The following is a 17,164-nucleotide window of genomic DNA, read 5'->3' as shown; positions in this document are numbered from 1 at the left end:
AAAAAAACGCCAGTCAGGCGACTGGCGTTACAAAAAGATAAAACTCTATTCAATGATCAAATCTACCAATGATTAATCACATCAAGTGGCAATCACCGATTGCATAATTAGCGGCTAAAATATTTCGCAATCTCACGAGCATAAGTTTCTTCTTGGTTTTTGCCGTTACTGGTTGAAAAGAAAGATATAACTAAGTCTTTTTCTGGTGAAATATACACACCTTGACCGCCAACACCGGCCTTGAATAAGTCGCCATCCTCAAAGATTGCATCAAATTGATAACCATTCTTGATGTTTGTGTCGTTGTAGAAAGAGTTTTCCATCATCTTACCAACATAACCACCACCGTAAGCTTCTGGGTTACCAGAGTCTTGAATTAACGTAATGACTTCTTTGCTAACACCACCATTACCCAACTTTGTGGCTGACGGAGTAAGTAACATACCGAATTTAGTCATATCTTCAATTGTGGTATTCATTGAGAAAAACATTAAAGGGTATCCCCCTTGTGGAGAAACGACAGTGTAAGCGTCATTATTTGCCCCCATTTTCTGCCACATATCACGACTGACAATCTCATTCATGGGTAAGTTACGAACATTCTCAATAAGTCGAGCCAGAACAAACGTATTAATTGAATTGTATTCGAATGTTTTTCCGCCCGGTGCTCTTCGCTTCATTTCGGCCAGCACTTCAAGTGGGCTTTGGTTGCCTTCACCTTCAAACACGCCAATGGAAACCGCCCATTTAAACCAAGGTTGTTCTGGGTTTATACGTGAGTCTGCCTCTGGCTCATCGTGCTCTGTTGCGTTCAAGCCTGTCGCCATATTTGCAGTATCAGAAACAGATACTGTATCCCAGTCAGATCCCTTTAATTCAGGAATGTATTTAGAAATAGGGTCATTAGGGTTAACTTTGCCCTCATTGACTAACTTAGCCAGCTCTATACCTGCTGTAATTTTCGAGTTTGAAAACCAATTATGCTTATCTGTTTTTCGCATCGTGTTGTAACGTTCAAAGACAACCTCTCCACTCTTAACAACAAGAAAAGCATCGACAGGGTAAGAATCTAGGTGTTCATTTAATGTCTTGCTTTCACCGTGCACAGTCGCTGATATTTCACCAATTTCTTGGTCAATCTGATATGGGAATTGGTAGACAGGTCCATCACGTTCAATTTGAGCGGTAGGATAGAAACGGCTTAGGTTCTGCCAAGCAAACTTAGACTGTTCAATAGGAAACTGAAGTTTAACGCGATTGCCTTTTTGCAAGAAGAAGTCATGAGTGTTGTAAACATCTACATTTGTGGATGATTCATTAACGATCTCATTAGCAAACGCTGAGCCTGTAGATAGAGCCGTTACTATGGATATAGCGATTAAGCTTTTCATATTGGTTTTCCTATTGGTATATAAGTGCTGTAGTGCGAACTGCATGCAAAAGCTGCGAGCCAGTTGCCTTTGTTAATACAGACACGTTACAAGGAAAACGGAATAACGCCTCATCGCCTCCGATGGATTGGTCCCATCAAACATTGAAGTTAGAAACATGAATATTGTGTTTTCGGTGGTTTACCTACCCCAAGTGATTCTAATATTTACTATATTTAGTGTTGCTATGTGTAGAGCATGAAGAGAAGTGAATTAAACGGCACATACCGATCAGGTTTAGTGATAGAGCTCAATATCCGACGCGTCAATAACATATCCAGTTTCAATATCTTGATTGCCATCAGAAAGTGCAATCGACGTATCAACCGCCCCTGTTTTAATGTTCCCTGTCACCCATACTGGTGTGTATAAACTTTGTAATTCATGGCCTTCAGGAAATTCGACTAAAATCGTTTGGTTTACAGGTGGGGGAGGTGTGTGAATGCAAGCCCCTGCAGTTGGCACCAAAATAAACTGCTTTCCTATTAAACCTTCCATTTCGAGCGGTACTAAAAACCCGGCCAGTTTCATATCGTTAATACTAAGCTCGGGAACTATATCGTTCGCTTGTTGTGTTCTTTGTAAAAGCAGCTCACGTACGTTTAAGCCAAATTTTTCAGCCAATACCACGCGTTGATTGTATCCATCGTTTTCCATTGGACTTAACTGACGCGTTTTTTGAACGGCTTCGTAGGCGTAAATCTCAGAAAGTAGCGCCTTATTCCCAGGAGAAAGAACCTGATACTGATTTTGCACAGGTCTTAATGACTCCCAAGATATCGTTTCAGCAGCTTGTGTGAACAAACTAAAACAACAAGCCATAACCATTAATAATGTATTTTTCATGTCAATATTTTCTAATTAGAACAAGGGCTAATGAAAAAATGGCTAAGAAAGTCTTAGCCATCGTCTCGTTTTATATCAGTCAATAATATTTGAATTACAGACTTTCGAGGTTATCCATTAGTTGGTAGAAGAACCCAATAGAGCGACCGTATTCTTCAACTAAGATACGCTCGTTCACACCGTGGAAGCCTTCGAATTCTTTTACGCTTTCTAATTGTATCGCCGTCATTGTATATACATCAGGGGCAAAATCTCGTGCTTGAAAGTGCTTAGAATCTGAACCACCAATAACAAAGAACGGTGAGACAATCAGGTCATTTCCCCAAGTTTGGCGAATCGTTTTCTCCAACATGGCATAACCAGGACCGCTAGGATCCGCAACATTAGTTGCAGGCGTTGATGCTGAGATATCACGAATGGTCATTCTTTCGTCACCGATCGCTTTCTTCACATGCTCAATAATCACCTCAGGAGTGTCACCTGGCATTGGTCTAAAGTTTACAACTGCAGTAGCTGCTGGCGGTAATACGTTGTCTTTAATACCAGCATTAAACATAGTAACTGCCGTTGTGGTATGAAGCATGGCGCGAGTAACCTCATTTTTAGACATTACATCAATAAATTTTTTCTCTAAGTCCGTCACCGTGTCGTTTTCGCCATAGGCTACGGCTTTGTAAAGTGGTTGCTGCGCTTCTGGAAGTTCCGGCCCCATGTATCGGTATTGGTATCTCACCGCATCATGAATTTTGTAAGGGAATTGCGCTGCTTCAACTTTCCCAACGGCTTTTGCTAACGCGACAATATTCGATTCTTCACCCGGTTGTGATGAGTGACCACCAACACCATTGATGGCAATCTCTAGACTAACGAATCCTTTTTGAGCAATACCGATTAGTGCCGTGTTTTCACGGATGCCAGGGAATATACCAGGGACAAGAGGAGCAGATTCATCCATAACAAACGCAATTTTCTCATAGCGTTGTTCAATGATGTCAGCGGCGTGCTTAGCACCTTCTGGCCCACCAACTTCTTCGTCGTGGCCGAATACAAACAAAATGGTACGTTCAGGTTGGAAACCTTCTTTTAGCTTCATTTCAGTGGCTTCTAACAGTGCTTGAAGTTGGTTTTTGTCATCTAATGAACCACGGCCCCAGATATAACCGTCTTTAATTGCACCTGAAAACGGATCTTCTTTCCACTCATCACGAGACTCTTTTGCAATTGGTACCACATCTTGGTGCGCCATAAAAATAGCGGGAGCGAGTGATGGATCTTTACCTTCCCAAGTGTAAATCAAGCTGAAAGGGCGCGGGTCACCGACTTCTTCTCGCTTGAGTGTTTTGTGCACTAATGGGTATGATTCTTCAAGAAATTGGTGGTAGTCACGAAAAGCCTGTTCATCAAAATCACTGCGATCTTGGTTAGAGATAGTTTGAAACTGAACCGCTTGCGATAAGCGTTGCGCAGCGCCTTCTATATCAACTTGAATATCCACTTTTTCGACGCCTTGCATTTGCATCGAACTAAAGTCTTGCTCATCAGCCCATACTGAAACACTAGCGGTCAATGCCAAAGCAGAAGCGATACTGGTAAAGAGTTTTGATGGTTTTGTCATGATTTGACGCCTTAATTAGGTAGAAAGTAAATCTGTGTTTTTGGTTTATGCGGCAATTATTAATGAACAATACTGACCAAACCAATCTCTAGCGAAGGACTCAACCCATCAGAAGACGTTGGTAACAATTTGTAGTGGATGAGTAAATCGAGCATGACTTTCTAGGGGAGGAAGGTTTTTACAGTCGCGGAAATGATCCGAGATCACCCTGTGGCATTAAATTCGTAACAAAACTTTGTTCAATGGTGAGTTTCAGAACAAATGCTTCTCTGTATTTCTAAGTTATCTTAGGCAAAAAAATAGCCGCTAATCTGCGGCTATTTTTAAACTATTTAAACGAAGCTTCGATGACTTTTAGCCTCTTGTGCTTCGTATCTTCTACTTCTTAATTTCTTCTATTTCTTTGTCTCTTCAACCGCGGTTTTCCACCTGCCATGAACCTGCAGCGCCGTTTTTAAGGCAATCAACCAGCGTTGGGGTGTCCAAACCTGATTTTTCAGCAAGTACTAAACCTCCAGAAAGGCCATCCAATACACCTGCGATGCAGTTCTGATTAACCATTTTCGCGCGTTGGACTTGACCGACTTTACCCTTCAGAACCGACGATTTAAATTAGCCTACTTTTTTAATCATCGTCGCTGGATTGTAACCTTTCTCGCCTTTGCTAACTGGCTCACTCGGGTTGTAATGGCGTATAAGAACATTAAATTTACCGGTCTTATTACCTTCCATCGTTGGGATATTGTTTGGTTGACCTTCACACCCAAAACGGAGAGTGTAGGTTCCATCGCTGTTCATTACGGGGACCATTTCACTCGAAATATTGGCTTTATCGTTAAACATTCGCCCATCAGCGTTATATACGGTCGCGGACCAGAATGAGCCTGCCTTCGGATCTTTGAAAGTCGTCTCATAACATGCATTCGCATCGAAGTACTGGCTGGTTTGATAGATATTGTCTTCGACCATCGCGCCACCCCAACCACCAGCTGCGCCAACGTAATTCATATAATCAGTTTGGCCGCTTTCTTTGTTACCAAACGCCTTTGATTGGTCATATCCGTCACTGAAATCTATGTTGCCAGCTTTATCTGTGGCACTAAAAGACGCCATGTCCCACTCTTTTACTTCAAACGGCTTCTCACTGCCTGTTTCAATCTTCAGGTTACGGCGTGCGTCATCTTCAAGAGCGCGGACAATGACAAATGCGTGGTCGGTTTTTGAACTGATTTTATGACGACCGGAACCGTAGATCATTGGCTGTGTCTCGTGGTTTTCGTCTACGACTTGCAGTGACACATATTGGTCAGTTTCTGGAACAGTCACATAGACATCATCGTTCGACATATCGATGACAGAAACGGAATAAAAAGTGTCTCGATTCATTCGTACAACGAACTGCTCTTCTGGAACGCTGCTCGGCACTGGCATCTCAAAGAATGTATTAATACCACCGGCTTTCTCTACCACCGAGCCGAGACGCATGTTGGTGTATGCCTGAGCAAAATTATCTTCCGTGACGATAGTTGGCGCTGCAAAAACGCTGGTTGAGAATAAAGCGACAGCAGTAAGAGGGAATAGCTTTTTCATAATAGCGACCTTTATATTTCAAAGTGAATGTCATTTGGAAGAGTATTATTTGCTCTGCCGATAGTGATTACTTTATACTTCCCAAAAGGAAAGTGTGGAAAATAGGACTTGCCCAAATGGAAAGTATAGACCTGAATTTGCTGCGTACTTTTGTATTGCTGTGTCAGTCGAACAGCCTGAAAAGGGCGGGGATAAAGCTAGGGATCTCTGAGAGCGCAGTCAGCAAGCAAATGACCAAGCTCAGAGATCAATTAGGGCACCCACTTTTCGAACGCACCACTGAAGGACTAAGGCCAACACATTATAGCAAATCTATTTTGCCCAATATTGAACACGCCTTGTCCTTGATGCACTCTGCGACTTCACCTGTGACATTCGATTCTGCCACCTATGATGGGCCAATCACTCTTGCTTTTTTCGCCTACACACTGGAGTTTTCAGGTGTTGATCTATTTAGGGAACTCTCGAAAACGTTTCCCAAAGCGCAAATAGAACTGAAGACTTGGGCATCAGATACAGAGCAAAAGTTAGAAGAGGGTGACATCACTCTAGGCGTGCACTTTTTAAATGAAGACCGCAGTACGAATATCTTCCAGAAACGCATCATGGCCGATCAACTGGTGATTGCTGTTTCAAAGTCATTGGGGCAATTAACATGGGAAGAGGCGTTGCAATTGCCTTTTATCAAGATCCGAAGCCAAGGCTGGAATGAAGATCGTTACCGATATTTAGAAATGTTGAAAAGTAGTGGGATTGAGCCACACATCAGTATCACGGTAGACAACTTTTCAGTTGCGAGGCAAATTCTAGAACAGGGTGACCACGCCTGCGTATTAAGCGATAGTTGGAAGGACGCTTCGCTTAATACCATAGAGCCACCCAAAGAGTTTAGAATCGATCTAAACCTTGTGTCCTGCATGCGTCTTGTCGATCGCCAAAGCCCTCTAAACCTTGCCGTTCATGACGTGATTAAAAGGGTCATGCTTCAATCTAGATAGGCTTTAATCTAGATAGTTAGTGCCCCGAAACGAGTTAAAAAGGCTCGTTATCGTTTCACGCAAACAAAAATAGCCGCTAATCAGCGGCTATTTTTAGTTATCTAAGCAAAGCTTTTACTGCTTCTTCGCTGCGACTACTTCTTCGTCTCTTCTACTTCTTAGTTTCTTCAACGACAGCTTTCATCAATACCGAGGTATCCATGCGGCCTTGCCCTTCGGCAGACAGTGCCTTGTATGCGTTATTAGTTTTTTCCGTCAACGGAAGCTGGATACCTTGACGCTCTGCTTCATCTAAGCAGAATCCCAAGTCTTTGATCATCCAATCAATGGCGAAGCCGAAATCAAACTTATCTTGCGCCATTGTGGTGGCGCGGTTTTCCATCTGCCATGAACCAGCTGCGCCGTTTTTAAGGCAATCAACCAGAATTGGGATGTCCAAACCTGATTTCTCAGCAAGTACCAAGCCTTCAGAAAGGCCATTCAATACACCTGCGATGCAGATCTGATTGACCATTTTCGCGCGTTGGCCTTGACCTACTTTACCCATCAGAACCGACGACTTACCGTAAGCTTTGAACACAGGTTGAAGGTCATTGAATAGCGCTTGTTCGCCGCCACACATGATGGTTAGCACGCCGTTTTCTGCGCCCGCTTGGCCACCAGACACTGGTGCATCCATAAAGCGAACATTTGCTTCCTTCGATGCAACTTCAAGCTCTTCAGACAGTACTGCAGACGTTGTGGTGTGATCGACAAGAATCGCGTTAGGCTTCATTGCTGCTAGTGCGCCTGTTTCGCTGGTCGTCATGCTGCGTACGTCGTCATCGTTGCCAACACAGACAAGTACAACATCCGCATCTGCTACACATTCAGCTACGCTTTCTGCGGCTTTACCTTGGTGTTTATCAGCCCAGTCTAGCGCTTTACTATGAGTGCGGTTAAATACCGTTACTTCAAAACCGGCTTTGACTAGGTGGCCTGCCATTGGAAAACCCATAACGCCTAGCCCGATAAAACTTACTTTCATTCCTTTCTCCTTTTATTTGACCAAGTCATCACTATGGAAAGATCGAACACTCTCAATCAATGCATCGATAAGCAGGGTCAAAGCCTTTGGCTGATATTTTCTTTCTTTGTACACTAAATACGCTTGGCGATCACCCCGATGATACTCAGGGAGCACTTGAATCAAATTCATCTCAGGGGATACATGACGAAAAGGCAATGAAGCGAGCCCCAAGCCTTTTTGCGCTGCGGCCGCCACCGCATGAATATCGTTGACGATGAACTTGGGTTTAATCGTGATCATCTGTTCTAAGCGGTCGAACTTGTAGAGCGGCATATCAAACACATCATCGACATTAATCCAATCTTGCAGCTCCAGATCGTCCGGCTTTTCTATTGTTTCACGCGAATCCAAATATTCTTGGCTAGCGAAAAATCCGTGTTTGGCCTTGAAAAGCGGACGAGCAATCATGCCTTCCATATCCGAGATCTTAAACGTAATCAGTAAATCACGGTCGGTCTGCGGAATGAGCTGCTGCTGGCTCAGGGTTAGGTCGAGCTGAACGTTTGGATATTGAGTGAGGAATTGCTCTACTGTCGACCGTAGAAAGCCACTATAGAAGTTATGAGGCACTGCGAGCTTTATCTTGCCTTGGATAGCGTCACGCTCTTCCAGCAAGCTATTAAAGCCTTGATGAATCGACTCCATGCCACTGCTCAGTGCAGCAAAGGCCGCCTCACCGTCTTTGGTGGCCACCAACTCACGACCTTTCTTTTCTAAAAGTCGGATATTGAGGCGCTCTTCCAATGCGGTTAACCGACGCGACATAGTCGACACAGGCAATTGCAGCCGTTTAGAGGCCGATAGCAAAGAGCCCTCTTCAACCACTGCACAGAATAAGAACAGATCATCAATGTTTCCAAATATGGAATTCATGCTTCTATATATGCCTATTTTTCTCACTAATGGATAGATGTAACCTTATCTCATCAACAACAGAAAATCACGGGAGAACACTGTATGAACAACAAACAATTTTGGGTAACCGCGATTTTATCCTCCCTGACCATGGCGACCATCATGTCTGGGTTAATTTCTGGCTACAAAATGGGATTCAGCCACGAATGGCCGCCAATCTGGCTGCAAAGCTTTTTGATTGCTTGGCCGTGTGCCATCACGCTCAACCTCACCGTACTCCCTTTGATCAGAAAACTCTCAGCATGGATTTGTCGCCCGAGAACGCTTTGCGTACCAGAGATCACGGAACGATGATCAAGGGCTAATGTTCAGGAGCTATGACCTAGGTTCTTCCACCAAAGAGCTACGATAAAAAAGCTATGTTCACAGATAAATGCCTGAATTACGAGCATAAAAAAACCGAGCACTAGGCTCGGTTTTTTGTATTCTACATTCTACTCACAAGAGCAAAGCTATCAATTATAGATTGATATTATAGCTCAGCGTTGTGGTAAACCTGCTGAACGTCATCACAGTCGTCAAGCATGTCTAAGAACTTCTGGAACTTCTCAGAATCTTCTTCAGCTACTGGCGTAGTCGTTTGAGGAACGAAAGTGATTTCCTCAACGTCCAGAGTTAGCTCAGGGAACGCAGTGTGTAGTGCAGTCTTCGTTTTGAAGAACTCAGTCGTTGGAGCGAATACAGTGATAACACCGTCTTCTAGCTCAACGTCAGTCACGTCTACGTCTTCCATCATTAGCGTTTCTAGGATGATCTCGTCATCTTCGCCAGCAAACTGGAATACAGCTTGGTGAGCGAACATGTGAGAAACAGTACCTTCAACACCGATTTTCGCGCCAGTCTTAACGAAACATTGGCGAACGTCTTGGAAAGTACGGTTGCCGTTGTCAGTTAGACAGTCAACGATTACGCTTGTGCCACCAGGGCCGAAACCTTCGTAACGAGCTGGTTGGAAGTCTTCACCGCCGCCGCCGTTCGCTTTATCGATCGCTTTGTCGATAACGTGAGCGGGTACTTGGTCTTTCTTAGCTTTAGCAATCAGGTGCTTAAGAGGTAAGTTCATGTCTGGGTCAGAGCTGCCGTTCTTAGCCAGTACGTAAATCTCTTTACCGTATTTAGAATAAACTTTAATTTTTGCGCCTGCAGTTTTCGCCATTGAGGCCTTGCGCACTTCAAAACTTCTTCCCATCGGGATCTTCTCTCTGATTCAATTAACGGAGCAAATTCTAGCAAATTACTGTGTCATTTCAATTCTACAGCTTTGCTGGGTAAGGTTTATGTGCGTTTATGCGACACCCATTACCCGTTTGTATTTTTCTACAGACTGATCAAACCAAGCCTTTTCTTCTGGATCACCTAGCTTCATTGCTTCTTCAACAATGGCTTCAGGGCCACATTTCGCCTGCTTCAATTTCCATACAAGAAACGATGCCTGCTTATCCAGTTCGATTTTATTTTTCTCACTGGGTGGAAGGAGTGAAAGGTTGATAGACATTATTAGCCTTCGTCTGTAATACACTTGGCCGAGAAATATATCATAGAGCAGCCTCATAAAACCAATACTATGAGCAATAGAGGGGGTTGTGGGGCAAGAAACCAGCAAGTCGCTGATGCAGGTCAAGCTAGTTTTGGAGAAGTTACGCTCTATGATACGAAAGTATCGCTTATTCAACTCATACCATGAGCCGTTTAAGCAGTTATTCGACTCACCTTATGAGCCGAATAATAAGATAATCACATCACAGATGTCGGAAAAAAGCCTCATCTAGACCAAAAAAGACTATTCACTCACGGCGAACACATCGCAGCGTGAGGCACAGATGAAGTCATTCTTGTGGAGGCCTTTGATTGAGTGGCTCCACCACGTTACAGTGACTTTGCCCCACTCCAATAAAATCGAAGGGTGATGGAATTCTTCTTCTGCCAACTCTGACACTTTATTGCTGAATGCCCATGCTTGTTTGTAGTTCTTAAACTTGAACACCTTCTCAAGCTGTGGGATGCCGTCTCTTTCCATGATTTGCCAGTCAGACAACTCCAACAATAAAGACTGTTGCTCGTCTTTACTTAGGGCAATCGCGTCGATACTGCAGGCTTCGCATTTTTGTTCATTCAACATGTGTTGGTTCCTTAGGTTCAAAAAGTGGTGGTAGTAATCCCTCGTCTATCGCGAGATCTGCTTGCTGCAATAGGTTTTCCTGGCTGATTTTGAAGAGCTCAGACAACTCATCAATCACGTAATATTTCGGTTGTATGATGTCGATGCGATAAGGGGTTCTTAAAACCGTTTGCAGGTCAAACCGCTCACGAACGGCCAAGTCTCCTCCCAACGCATACATAGTTTCCGCCGGAGACGAAAGAATGCCACCGCCATAGATTTTCAGCCTATGACCTTCTTTTACTAAACCGAACTCAACCGTAAACCAATACAAACGGGCAAGATACGCACGCTGTTTAGGTGTGGCTGCTTGGCCAAGTTTTCCGTAATGCTCAGTGAATATCGCAAAATCGGCATTGGTGAGCATGGCACAGTGGCCAAAAATTTCATGGAAGAAATCGGGCTCTTGCAAATAATCGAACTCGTCTCGCGTTCTCAGAAATGTCGCGACTGGGAATTTCTTGTTGGCGAGCAAATCAAAGAAACGGTCGAAATCGATCAACGCAGGCACAGGCTGAACCTGCCAACCTGTTGTTTCCATTAGGACTTTATTTATCTCTGGAAGCTGGGGAACTCTGTCTAATGGCAGATCCAGCAGGGTCAAACCGTGCAAATAGGCATCGCATGCGCGGTCATTAATGACGTCCAGTTGCCTTTTCACTAAGTCGTGCCAAATGGCGTCTTCTTCGAGGCTCCACTCAACCCATCCCTCTTGGCTCACGGGCTTAGAATGATATTGAGTCATTACACACCTCCTTTCGAATGTCTCACTTTAAGCCTATCTCCACTCGTTATATCCGCCAATTTGCGCGACTTTTCGAAATAGGCGATCGTGTAACATTTTATTTACACAATTCCGGCAACCCCTTATTTTGCTGATCTTTTGACTTTGTAAAACCTAAATACCAGACTGAAATCGTTAACTTTTTGTTAAAGGTAAAGGAATGCACGAAAGCAATAAGCCAATTTGGCAACCTAGTGAGCAGCGTATAGCACAAGCCAACGTGACCCGATTCATGGATAGCCTTAATCAGCAGGGCATACTCGAGCAGGAATTGAAAAACTACACGGATCTCCATCAATGGTCTGTGGAACATCCAGAGTCGTTTTGGCAGAACGTATGGCAGTTTTGTGGAATGGTCGGCTCGCAAGACTGTATTAATAAAGCACAAGGCGAGCGCATCAAAACTCAAGGTGAGAGCCGCTGGCAACAGCCGAAATCGAATCGTGATGCGGTTTGGTTCCCGAATACGCAAGTAAACTACGCCGAGAACTTACTGCGTTTAGCGCAAATAATGCCTGACGAGCGTGCGATTTGGTTTGAGAACGAGCGTGGCGAACAACAGAGTTATACATGGAAAACCCTGTGTGAATCAGTCTCTAGCGTTCAACAATGGCTTGTTGATAGCGGAGTGAAGCAAGGTGATATGGTTGCTGCTTATACGCCTTATCTACCGCAAACCGTGATAGCGATGTTGGCGACCACCAGCTTAGGTGCGATTTGGACATCGACCTCTCCCGACTTTGGCGTTGAGAGTGTGATTGAACGATTTGGCCAAGTGAAGCCCAAGGTGCTGTTCACTTGTGACGGCTACACCTTCAATGGCAAGACGTTCGATATGGCGGACAAGAACCGTGAAATCATCGAGCACTTAAACGAATTAAAACAGGTGTGTCAGATCAGTTACTTGAAACCGAACAATGATTTAGATAAGAGCGATTTAGAGAAGAGTCATTTAGAGAAGAACAACGTTGAACACAATGTGTTAACCCAAAGCTGGCACAGCATCATTAATCACTATCAGCCAAAACCTCTTCGATTCACTCGTGTGAACTTCAATGAACCTCTGTTTGTACTCTACTCTTCCGGCACAACGGGCAAGCCAAAGTGCATTGTGCATTCTGTTGGTGGCACCATCATCAACCATCTAAAAGAACATCAGCTTCATTGCGATATTAAACCAAGAGATCGCGTGTTCTACTACACCACTTGTGGTTGGATGATGTGGAACTGGCACGTCTCTGCGCTCGCGAGCGGTGCTTGTTTGGTGATCTTTGATGGCAGCCCAGTTTATCCGCAACCTAACGTTCTGTGGGATTTAGCGCAGCGAGCTGATGTATCGACATTTGGCACTTCAGCCAAGTATCTAGAGGCGATTGAGAAAGCGGAACTCTCACCGCTCGACAGTCACAACCTTCCTAAATTAAGAATACTGTGCTCGACGGGTTCTGTGCTCTACCCAGAGCAGTTTGATTATGTTTACAAACACATCAAACAAGACCTGCATTTAGCGTCCATTTCTGGCGGCACGGATATTTGTGGCTGCTTTGTTTTAGGCAACCCTATCTCGCCAGTGTATCGCGGTGAGTGCCAACAGGCAGGGCTCGGGGTCGACATCAAGGTGTTCAATTCGTCTGGTCACAAAGTCAATCATGAACGTGGCGAACTGGTGTGTACAAACTCCCTACCCAACTTCCCTGTTGGCTTCTGGAATGACACCGGAGAGCGCTACCACAGCACTTACTGGGACAAGTTCGATAATGTGTGGCATCACGGTGACGAAGTCGCACAGAGCGTGCATGGCGGCTACCTGTTCTACGGGCGAGGCGACACCACACTCAACCCTGGTGGTGTGCGAATTGGTACCGCTGAGATCTATCAACAAGTGAACACCATTGAGGGCATCATCGATTCCATCGCCGTCGGTAAAGACATCGACCGTAATGAGCAGATCTGGTTGTTCGTTCAACTGCAGCAAGGTGTGAGTCTAGATGAGGCGCTACTGACAGCCATCAGGAGTAAACTCAAATCCTCTTGCTCACCAAGGCATGTGCCAAGCCAGATATTTGCGATCAGCGACGTGCCAAAAACACGCTCAGGAAAACTGGTAGAACTGGCGGTGAAACAGGTGATCAATGGCAAGAGTGTAGAAAATCTCGGTGCCATTGCTAACGCCGAGGTTTTGGAAGAGATAAAGCGTGTTGTTTCGCCTTAGTATTTAGACCAAGAACGTGGCGAGCTATCTCCAATTTTCACTTGGCTGTCAGATAACATCTAGAGTAAAGGCAGCCGATTGAAAACCGATGACTGAGTGAAGCAAGCAACGGGAGAAGCATTAAACACTGAACACTTTAAGCAGCCCTTGATTGGCCAATAAAAACCGAATCTAAACTACTCTTTAAGCTCGTGAACCCCCACCTCAGTTTTGCCCCGTACCGTTTCTAAATTTCTTAATGAGATCTGAACGTCATATTTAAAACAAAAATGTTAAATTATTCATTTTTTGGGCTGAGATAATATTCACTAAAGACGAATCATTTATACAAAAAAAGAGTCCGCCACTGGATTGTATCCCAGCTTATGGATATTTAATCGAATTATAATAATTCCCGTTTCCACAACTCTATTTCTAGTGAAATGATAATTTGATAGCTATCACATTTAGAACAGTTATTTTCCCATACTATCTCGGCATGTTAATTACTTAAGAGTAATTAAAAAACCTAGTCATTGTTATTAATAAGCTTGAATTTAATTAGAAACAAGCGGTTAATCCCTACGTAAAATAAATAAAATCATTATTAAATGATCGGAGACATTATCATGCGGATAGTATTAGCTTTAGGCGGTAACGCTCTTTTAGCAAGAGGCCAAGCATTAACGGCTGAGAACCAACGTGAAAATATAATCAAATCAGCGGCGAGCATTGCTGCAATCGCACGCGAGCATGAGATTGTTATCGTTCATGGTAATGGCCCACAAGTAGGTTTGTTGATGGAACAAAACGCGGCTTATAGTGAATATTCGCCAGAGACTACCCCATACCCAATGGATGTGCTCGGCTCTCAAACCTGTGGCATGGTGGGCTACATGTTACAACAAGAGCTCAGAAACATTGACCCTGAATTAGACGTAGCGACGCTAGTCACGCAAACTGAAGTATGCAAAAAAGACCCTGCGTTTGCTAACCCGACTAAGTTTGTTGGCCCTGTATATACAGAGCAACGAGCTAAAGAATTAATGGCTCAAAGCACAATGCAGTTTAAAGCTGATGGCGAGTACTACCGACGCGTTGTGCCTTCTCCTATGCCAAAAAGCATTGTTGAAATTCAGCAAATTGAAACTCTTCTAGATACAGAAAACCTTGTTATCGCTTGTGGCGGCGGCGGTGTTCCCGTGAGTATTGAGCAAGGTAAGAGTACTGGCGTAGAGTGCGTAATTGACAAAGATCTTACGGCTGAACTACTCGCTGAAAAAATCCATGCCGACTTATTTATTATCTTAACCGATGGTTCGATTTTCCGTAACTATGGTAAAGAAGACCAAGCAGAAATGAAGCAAGCAACGCCTGCTGGTTTAGCAGAATTTTCATTCCCTGCCGGTTCTATGGGGCCAAAAATTGATGCCGTTTGTAAATTCGTTGAAGCTGGATTGGGTAATGCGGCGATTGGTTCATTATTTGATTTAGATAAAATAATCACCAATGAAGCTGGTACTCTGATTACAAAAGGCGAAGGTATTGTTTATTACTAAGATTATCGAATAATAACCTTCACTAATATAGACCCATTAAACAAGCCTCTTAATTTAATTATAATGAGGCTTGTTTTATTAGTGCCCGTTTAATGCTAGATGAGATAAACATTCATAAAATTGGAAATTAAATATGAAAATAATGAATACATGATATCTTAAAATATACCAAAGAATAATTATAACGAGACTTAATCCAAATAACGTTTCCAGTTCATTAAAAAACAATTCAATGCATTCACATCGGTGCATTCGCATCCGCTTGGTTCTCTGGCATAGCCTCAATAAAAGCGGGTAACTGGTTACACGCTTCGACAATCGAATTAATTATCGGATAAGACGACAGATCAAGACCAAAGCGCAAGGCATTGTAGACTTGCGGCACTAAACAAATATCGACGATACAGGGCGAACCGGTGAGGCTATACTCCGAGTCACCATACGCTTTTCTGTGCTTCGCTAGCTTCTCTTCTAGAGCATGGAAACCCTGACTCATCCAATAGTGAATCCAATCCATTTTCACCTCTTGCCCGCATGATAATTCTCGCTCCAAATACTGCAACACACGCAGATTATTAAGAGGATGAATTTCCATCGCAATGTCCTGAGCCATCGCCAGTGCTTGATAGCGCAGTGGTGTTTGCTCTGGAATGAGCGAGGAGTCAGGGCTGCTCTCACACAAATAGTGTTCATCGAGATATTGAAGAATAGCCAGTGACTGATTAAGTTGAACTTCACCATCCACCAGCACCGGCACTAATTCACTGGCATTGAGATCGCGATATTGTGGATCATGTTGCTCGCCGCCATTACGCACCAAATGCACCGATTTCGACTCATAGTTGAGTTGCTTTAGGTTCAATCCAATACGCACTCGATAGGCTGCGGACGAGCGCCAGTAACCGTAAAGTATAATGTTCTTGTTTACGATACTCTCGCTCATACAGAAATCCTATTACGTGGATTATAGCGCTCGATACTGGCTCACTTTTTGGTCAATCGCACCAAAAATGGAGTCACCCGCTGCATCAAACATCTCAAGCTTAATCGAGTCACCAAACGACATGAATTGAGTCGACGGTTTACCATCACGAATCGTCTCAATCATTCGCACTTCGGCAATGCATGAATAACCCACACCGCCTTCGGTAATTGAGGTGCCGTGGTCAGTCCCTTGCTTATTAGAAACCGTGCCCGAGCCAATGATTGCACCGGCAGATAGTGGGCGAGTCTTCGCGGCATGCACGACCAACTCTGCAAAATTGAAGGTCATATCCACGCCCGCATTCGGACAACCAAAAGGCTGGTCGTTGTAGGTCGATATCAACGGTAGATGCACCTTGCTGCCTTTCCATTGATCGCCAAGTTCATCAGGTGTGACGGCAACCGGAGAGAACGCCGAAGACGGTTTAGACTGGAAGAAACCAAAACCCTTAGCGAGTTCAGCCGGAATCAAACCACGCAGCGACACATCATTCACCAACATCAGTAATCGAATCGACTCGTGCGCCTGTTTAGCGCTAGCGCCCATGGGTACATCACTGGTGACAATCGCAACCTCACCTTCGAAATCGATGCCCCACTCGTCGCTGGCAAATTCGATATTGTCACGAGGGCCGATAAACGCGTCTGAGCCACCTTGATACATGAGTGGATCGACCCAGAAGCTTTCTGGCATTTCAGCACCACGAGCCTTACGCACCAGTTCAACGTGGTTTACATAAGCGCTGCCATCAGCCCATTGATAAGCACGTGGCAGAGGTGATTCACAATGCTGAGGTGCAAACACTTCACTGCCTGTCACATGCCCGTTGTTTAACGAGGTGTATAACTCTTCTAACTGAGAAGCAACGCTATCCCAGTTATCCAATGCTACCTGCATGGTTGGCGCTAGATGCATCGCATGGAAGATTTCGGTGGCAGCTACACATTGTTTAAGATCTTTACTTACGACCATCAATAGACCGTCGCGAGTGCCATTTTTCTTGGTTGCTAATTTCATCCTTGTC

At 44.2% G+C, this 17,164-nt stretch carries 16 protein-coding genes and 1 pseudogene; 4 read left to right on the top strand and 13 right to left on the bottom strand.

The features are described from left to right. Positions 1 to 107: 107 nt before the first annotated feature. The 5 genes and pseudogenes from L3V35_RS04985 to L3V35_RS04965 all read right to left on the bottom strand — a co-directional run bounded on the left by L3V35_RS04985 (position 108) and on the right by L3V35_RS04965 (position 5,481). On the bottom strand, positions 108 to 1,391 hold the full coding sequence (locus L3V35_RS04985) for a serine hydrolase (protein WP_171327609.1): 1,284 nt from the start codon (positions 1,389 to 1,391) through the stop codon (positions 108 to 110). 276 nt (positions 1,392 to 1,667) lie between these two features. Beyond that, complete coding sequence (locus tag L3V35_RS04980) at positions 1,668 to 2,276, bottom strand: DUF3299 domain-containing protein (RefSeq protein WP_017075586.1); 609 nt, start codon at positions 2,274 to 2,276, stop codon at positions 1,668 to 1,670. A 94-nt stretch (positions 2,277 to 2,370) separates the two neighbouring features. Next, the gene (locus L3V35_RS04975; protein ID WP_171327610.1) at positions 2,371 to 3,891 is read right to left on the bottom strand and encodes a M20 family peptidase; all 1,521 of its coding nucleotides are present in this window, start codon (positions 3,889 to 3,891) and stop codon (positions 2,371 to 2,373) included. Between the two features lie 417 nt (positions 3,892 to 4,308). Beyond that, positions 4,309 to 4,500, bottom strand: a pseudogene (locus L3V35_RS04970) (NAD-binding protein); the annotation flags it as partial. A 3-nt stretch (positions 4,501 to 4,503) separates the two neighbouring features. Continuing rightward, positions 4,504 to 5,481: a DUF1254 domain-containing protein gene (locus L3V35_RS04965; RefSeq protein ID WP_065206506.1), complete on the bottom strand. Its 978-nt coding sequence runs from the start codon at positions 5,479 to 5,481 to the stop codon at positions 4,504 to 4,506. Between the two features lie 116 nt (positions 5,482 to 5,597). Here L3V35_RS04965 and L3V35_RS04960 point away from each other — a divergent pair, with 116 nt between their 5' ends. Then, a complete protein-coding gene (locus tag L3V35_RS04960; RefSeq protein WP_237298676.1) occupies positions 5,598 to 6,479 on the top strand; it encodes a LysR family transcriptional regulator in 882 nt (293 codons plus the stop codon). Between the two features lie 151 nt (positions 6,480 to 6,630). On the opposite strand, the gene L3V35_RS04955 is transcribed toward L3V35_RS04960, so the two are convergent. Together L3V35_RS04955 and L3V35_RS04950 are read right to left on the bottom strand one after the other, a co-directional pair. Beyond that, complete coding sequence (locus tag L3V35_RS04955; RefSeq protein ID WP_237298674.1) at positions 6,631 to 7,506, bottom strand: NAD(P)-dependent oxidoreductase; 876 nt, start codon at positions 7,504 to 7,506, stop codon at positions 6,631 to 6,633. 12 nt (positions 7,507 to 7,518) lie between these two features. Next, positions 7,519 to 8,421, bottom strand: coding sequence for a LysR family transcriptional regulator (locus L3V35_RS04950; protein WP_237298672.1), 903 nt, complete (start codon positions 8,419 to 8,421; stop codon positions 7,519 to 7,521). Positions 8,422 to 8,505: 84 nt separating this feature from the next. Between L3V35_RS04950 and L3V35_RS04945 the strand changes: the two genes are divergently transcribed. Continuing rightward, entirely contained in the window at positions 8,506 to 8,757 is a 252-nt protein-coding gene (locus L3V35_RS04945) for a DUF2798 domain-containing protein (protein WP_017084971.1), read from the top strand. A 178-nt stretch (positions 8,758 to 8,935) separates the two neighbouring features. On the opposite strand, the gene L3V35_RS04940 is transcribed toward L3V35_RS04945, so the two are convergent. From L3V35_RS04940 to phhA, 4 genes are all read right to left on the bottom strand, one after another. Then, positions 8,936 to 9,652 carry a YebC/PmpR family DNA-binding transcriptional regulator gene (locus L3V35_RS04940; protein WP_004732617.1) on the bottom strand — a complete coding sequence of 239 codons (717 nt, stop codon included), beginning with the start codon at positions 9,650 to 9,652 and terminating at the stop codon, positions 8,936 to 8,938. Between the two features lie 96 nt (positions 9,653 to 9,748). After that, positions 9,749 to 9,958 (bottom strand): DUF3283 family protein, encoded by a 210-nt coding sequence (locus L3V35_RS04935; RefSeq protein ID WP_004732615.1) that lies wholly within the window; start codon positions 9,956 to 9,958, stop codon positions 9,749 to 9,751. Between the two features lie 285 nt (positions 9,959 to 10,243). After that, positions 10,244 to 10,582, bottom strand: a complete 339-nt coding sequence (locus tag L3V35_RS04930) for a 4a-hydroxytetrahydrobiopterin dehydratase (RefSeq protein ID WP_017102223.1) — start codon at positions 10,580 to 10,582, stop codon at positions 10,244 to 10,246. Beyond that, positions 10,572 to 11,366, bottom strand: a complete 795-nt coding sequence (gene phhA / locus L3V35_RS04925) for a phenylalanine 4-monooxygenase (protein ID WP_065206512.1) — start codon at positions 11,364 to 11,366, stop codon at positions 10,572 to 10,574. Before phhA ends, L3V35_RS04930 begins: the two co-directional genes overlap by 11 nt. A gap of 199 nt (positions 11,367 to 11,565) precedes the next feature. Between phhA and L3V35_RS04920 the strand changes: the two genes are divergently transcribed. Both L3V35_RS04920 and L3V35_RS04915 read left to right on the top strand, forming a co-directional pair. Beyond that, a complete protein-coding gene (locus L3V35_RS04920) occupies positions 11,566 to 13,617 on the top strand; it encodes an acetoacetate--CoA ligase (RefSeq protein ID WP_237298670.1) in 2,052 nt (683 codons plus the stop codon). 608 nt (positions 13,618 to 14,225) lie between these two features. After that, positions 14,226 to 15,155 carry a carbamate kinase gene (locus tag L3V35_RS04915; RefSeq protein WP_012601290.1) on the top strand — a complete coding sequence of 310 codons (930 nt, stop codon included), beginning with the start codon at positions 14,226 to 14,228 and terminating at the stop codon, positions 15,153 to 15,155. Between the two features lie 238 nt (positions 15,156 to 15,393). On the opposite strand, the gene maiA is transcribed toward L3V35_RS04915, so the two are convergent. Together maiA and L3V35_RS04905 are read right to left on the bottom strand one after the other, a co-directional pair. Next, the gene (gene maiA / locus L3V35_RS04910; protein ID WP_237298668.1) at positions 15,394 to 16,098 is read right to left on the bottom strand and encodes a maleylacetoacetate isomerase; all 705 of its coding nucleotides are present in this window, start codon (positions 16,096 to 16,098) and stop codon (positions 15,394 to 15,396) included. A gap of 21 nt (positions 16,099 to 16,119) precedes the next feature. Continuing rightward, positions 16,120 to 17,157 carry a fumarylacetoacetate hydrolase family protein gene (locus L3V35_RS04905; protein WP_237298667.1) on the bottom strand — a complete coding sequence of 346 codons (1,038 nt, stop codon included), beginning with the start codon at positions 17,155 to 17,157 and terminating at the stop codon, positions 16,120 to 16,122. Positions 17,158 to 17,164: the final 7 nt, after the last annotated feature.

It is taken from the genome of Vibrio sp. L5-1 (assembly GCF_021728315.1).
Classification (GTDB): domain Bacteria; phylum Pseudomonadota; class Gammaproteobacteria; order Enterobacterales; family Vibrionaceae; genus Vibrio; species Vibrio splendidus_K.
This window is presented reverse-complemented; position numbering and strand designations above follow the sequence as displayed.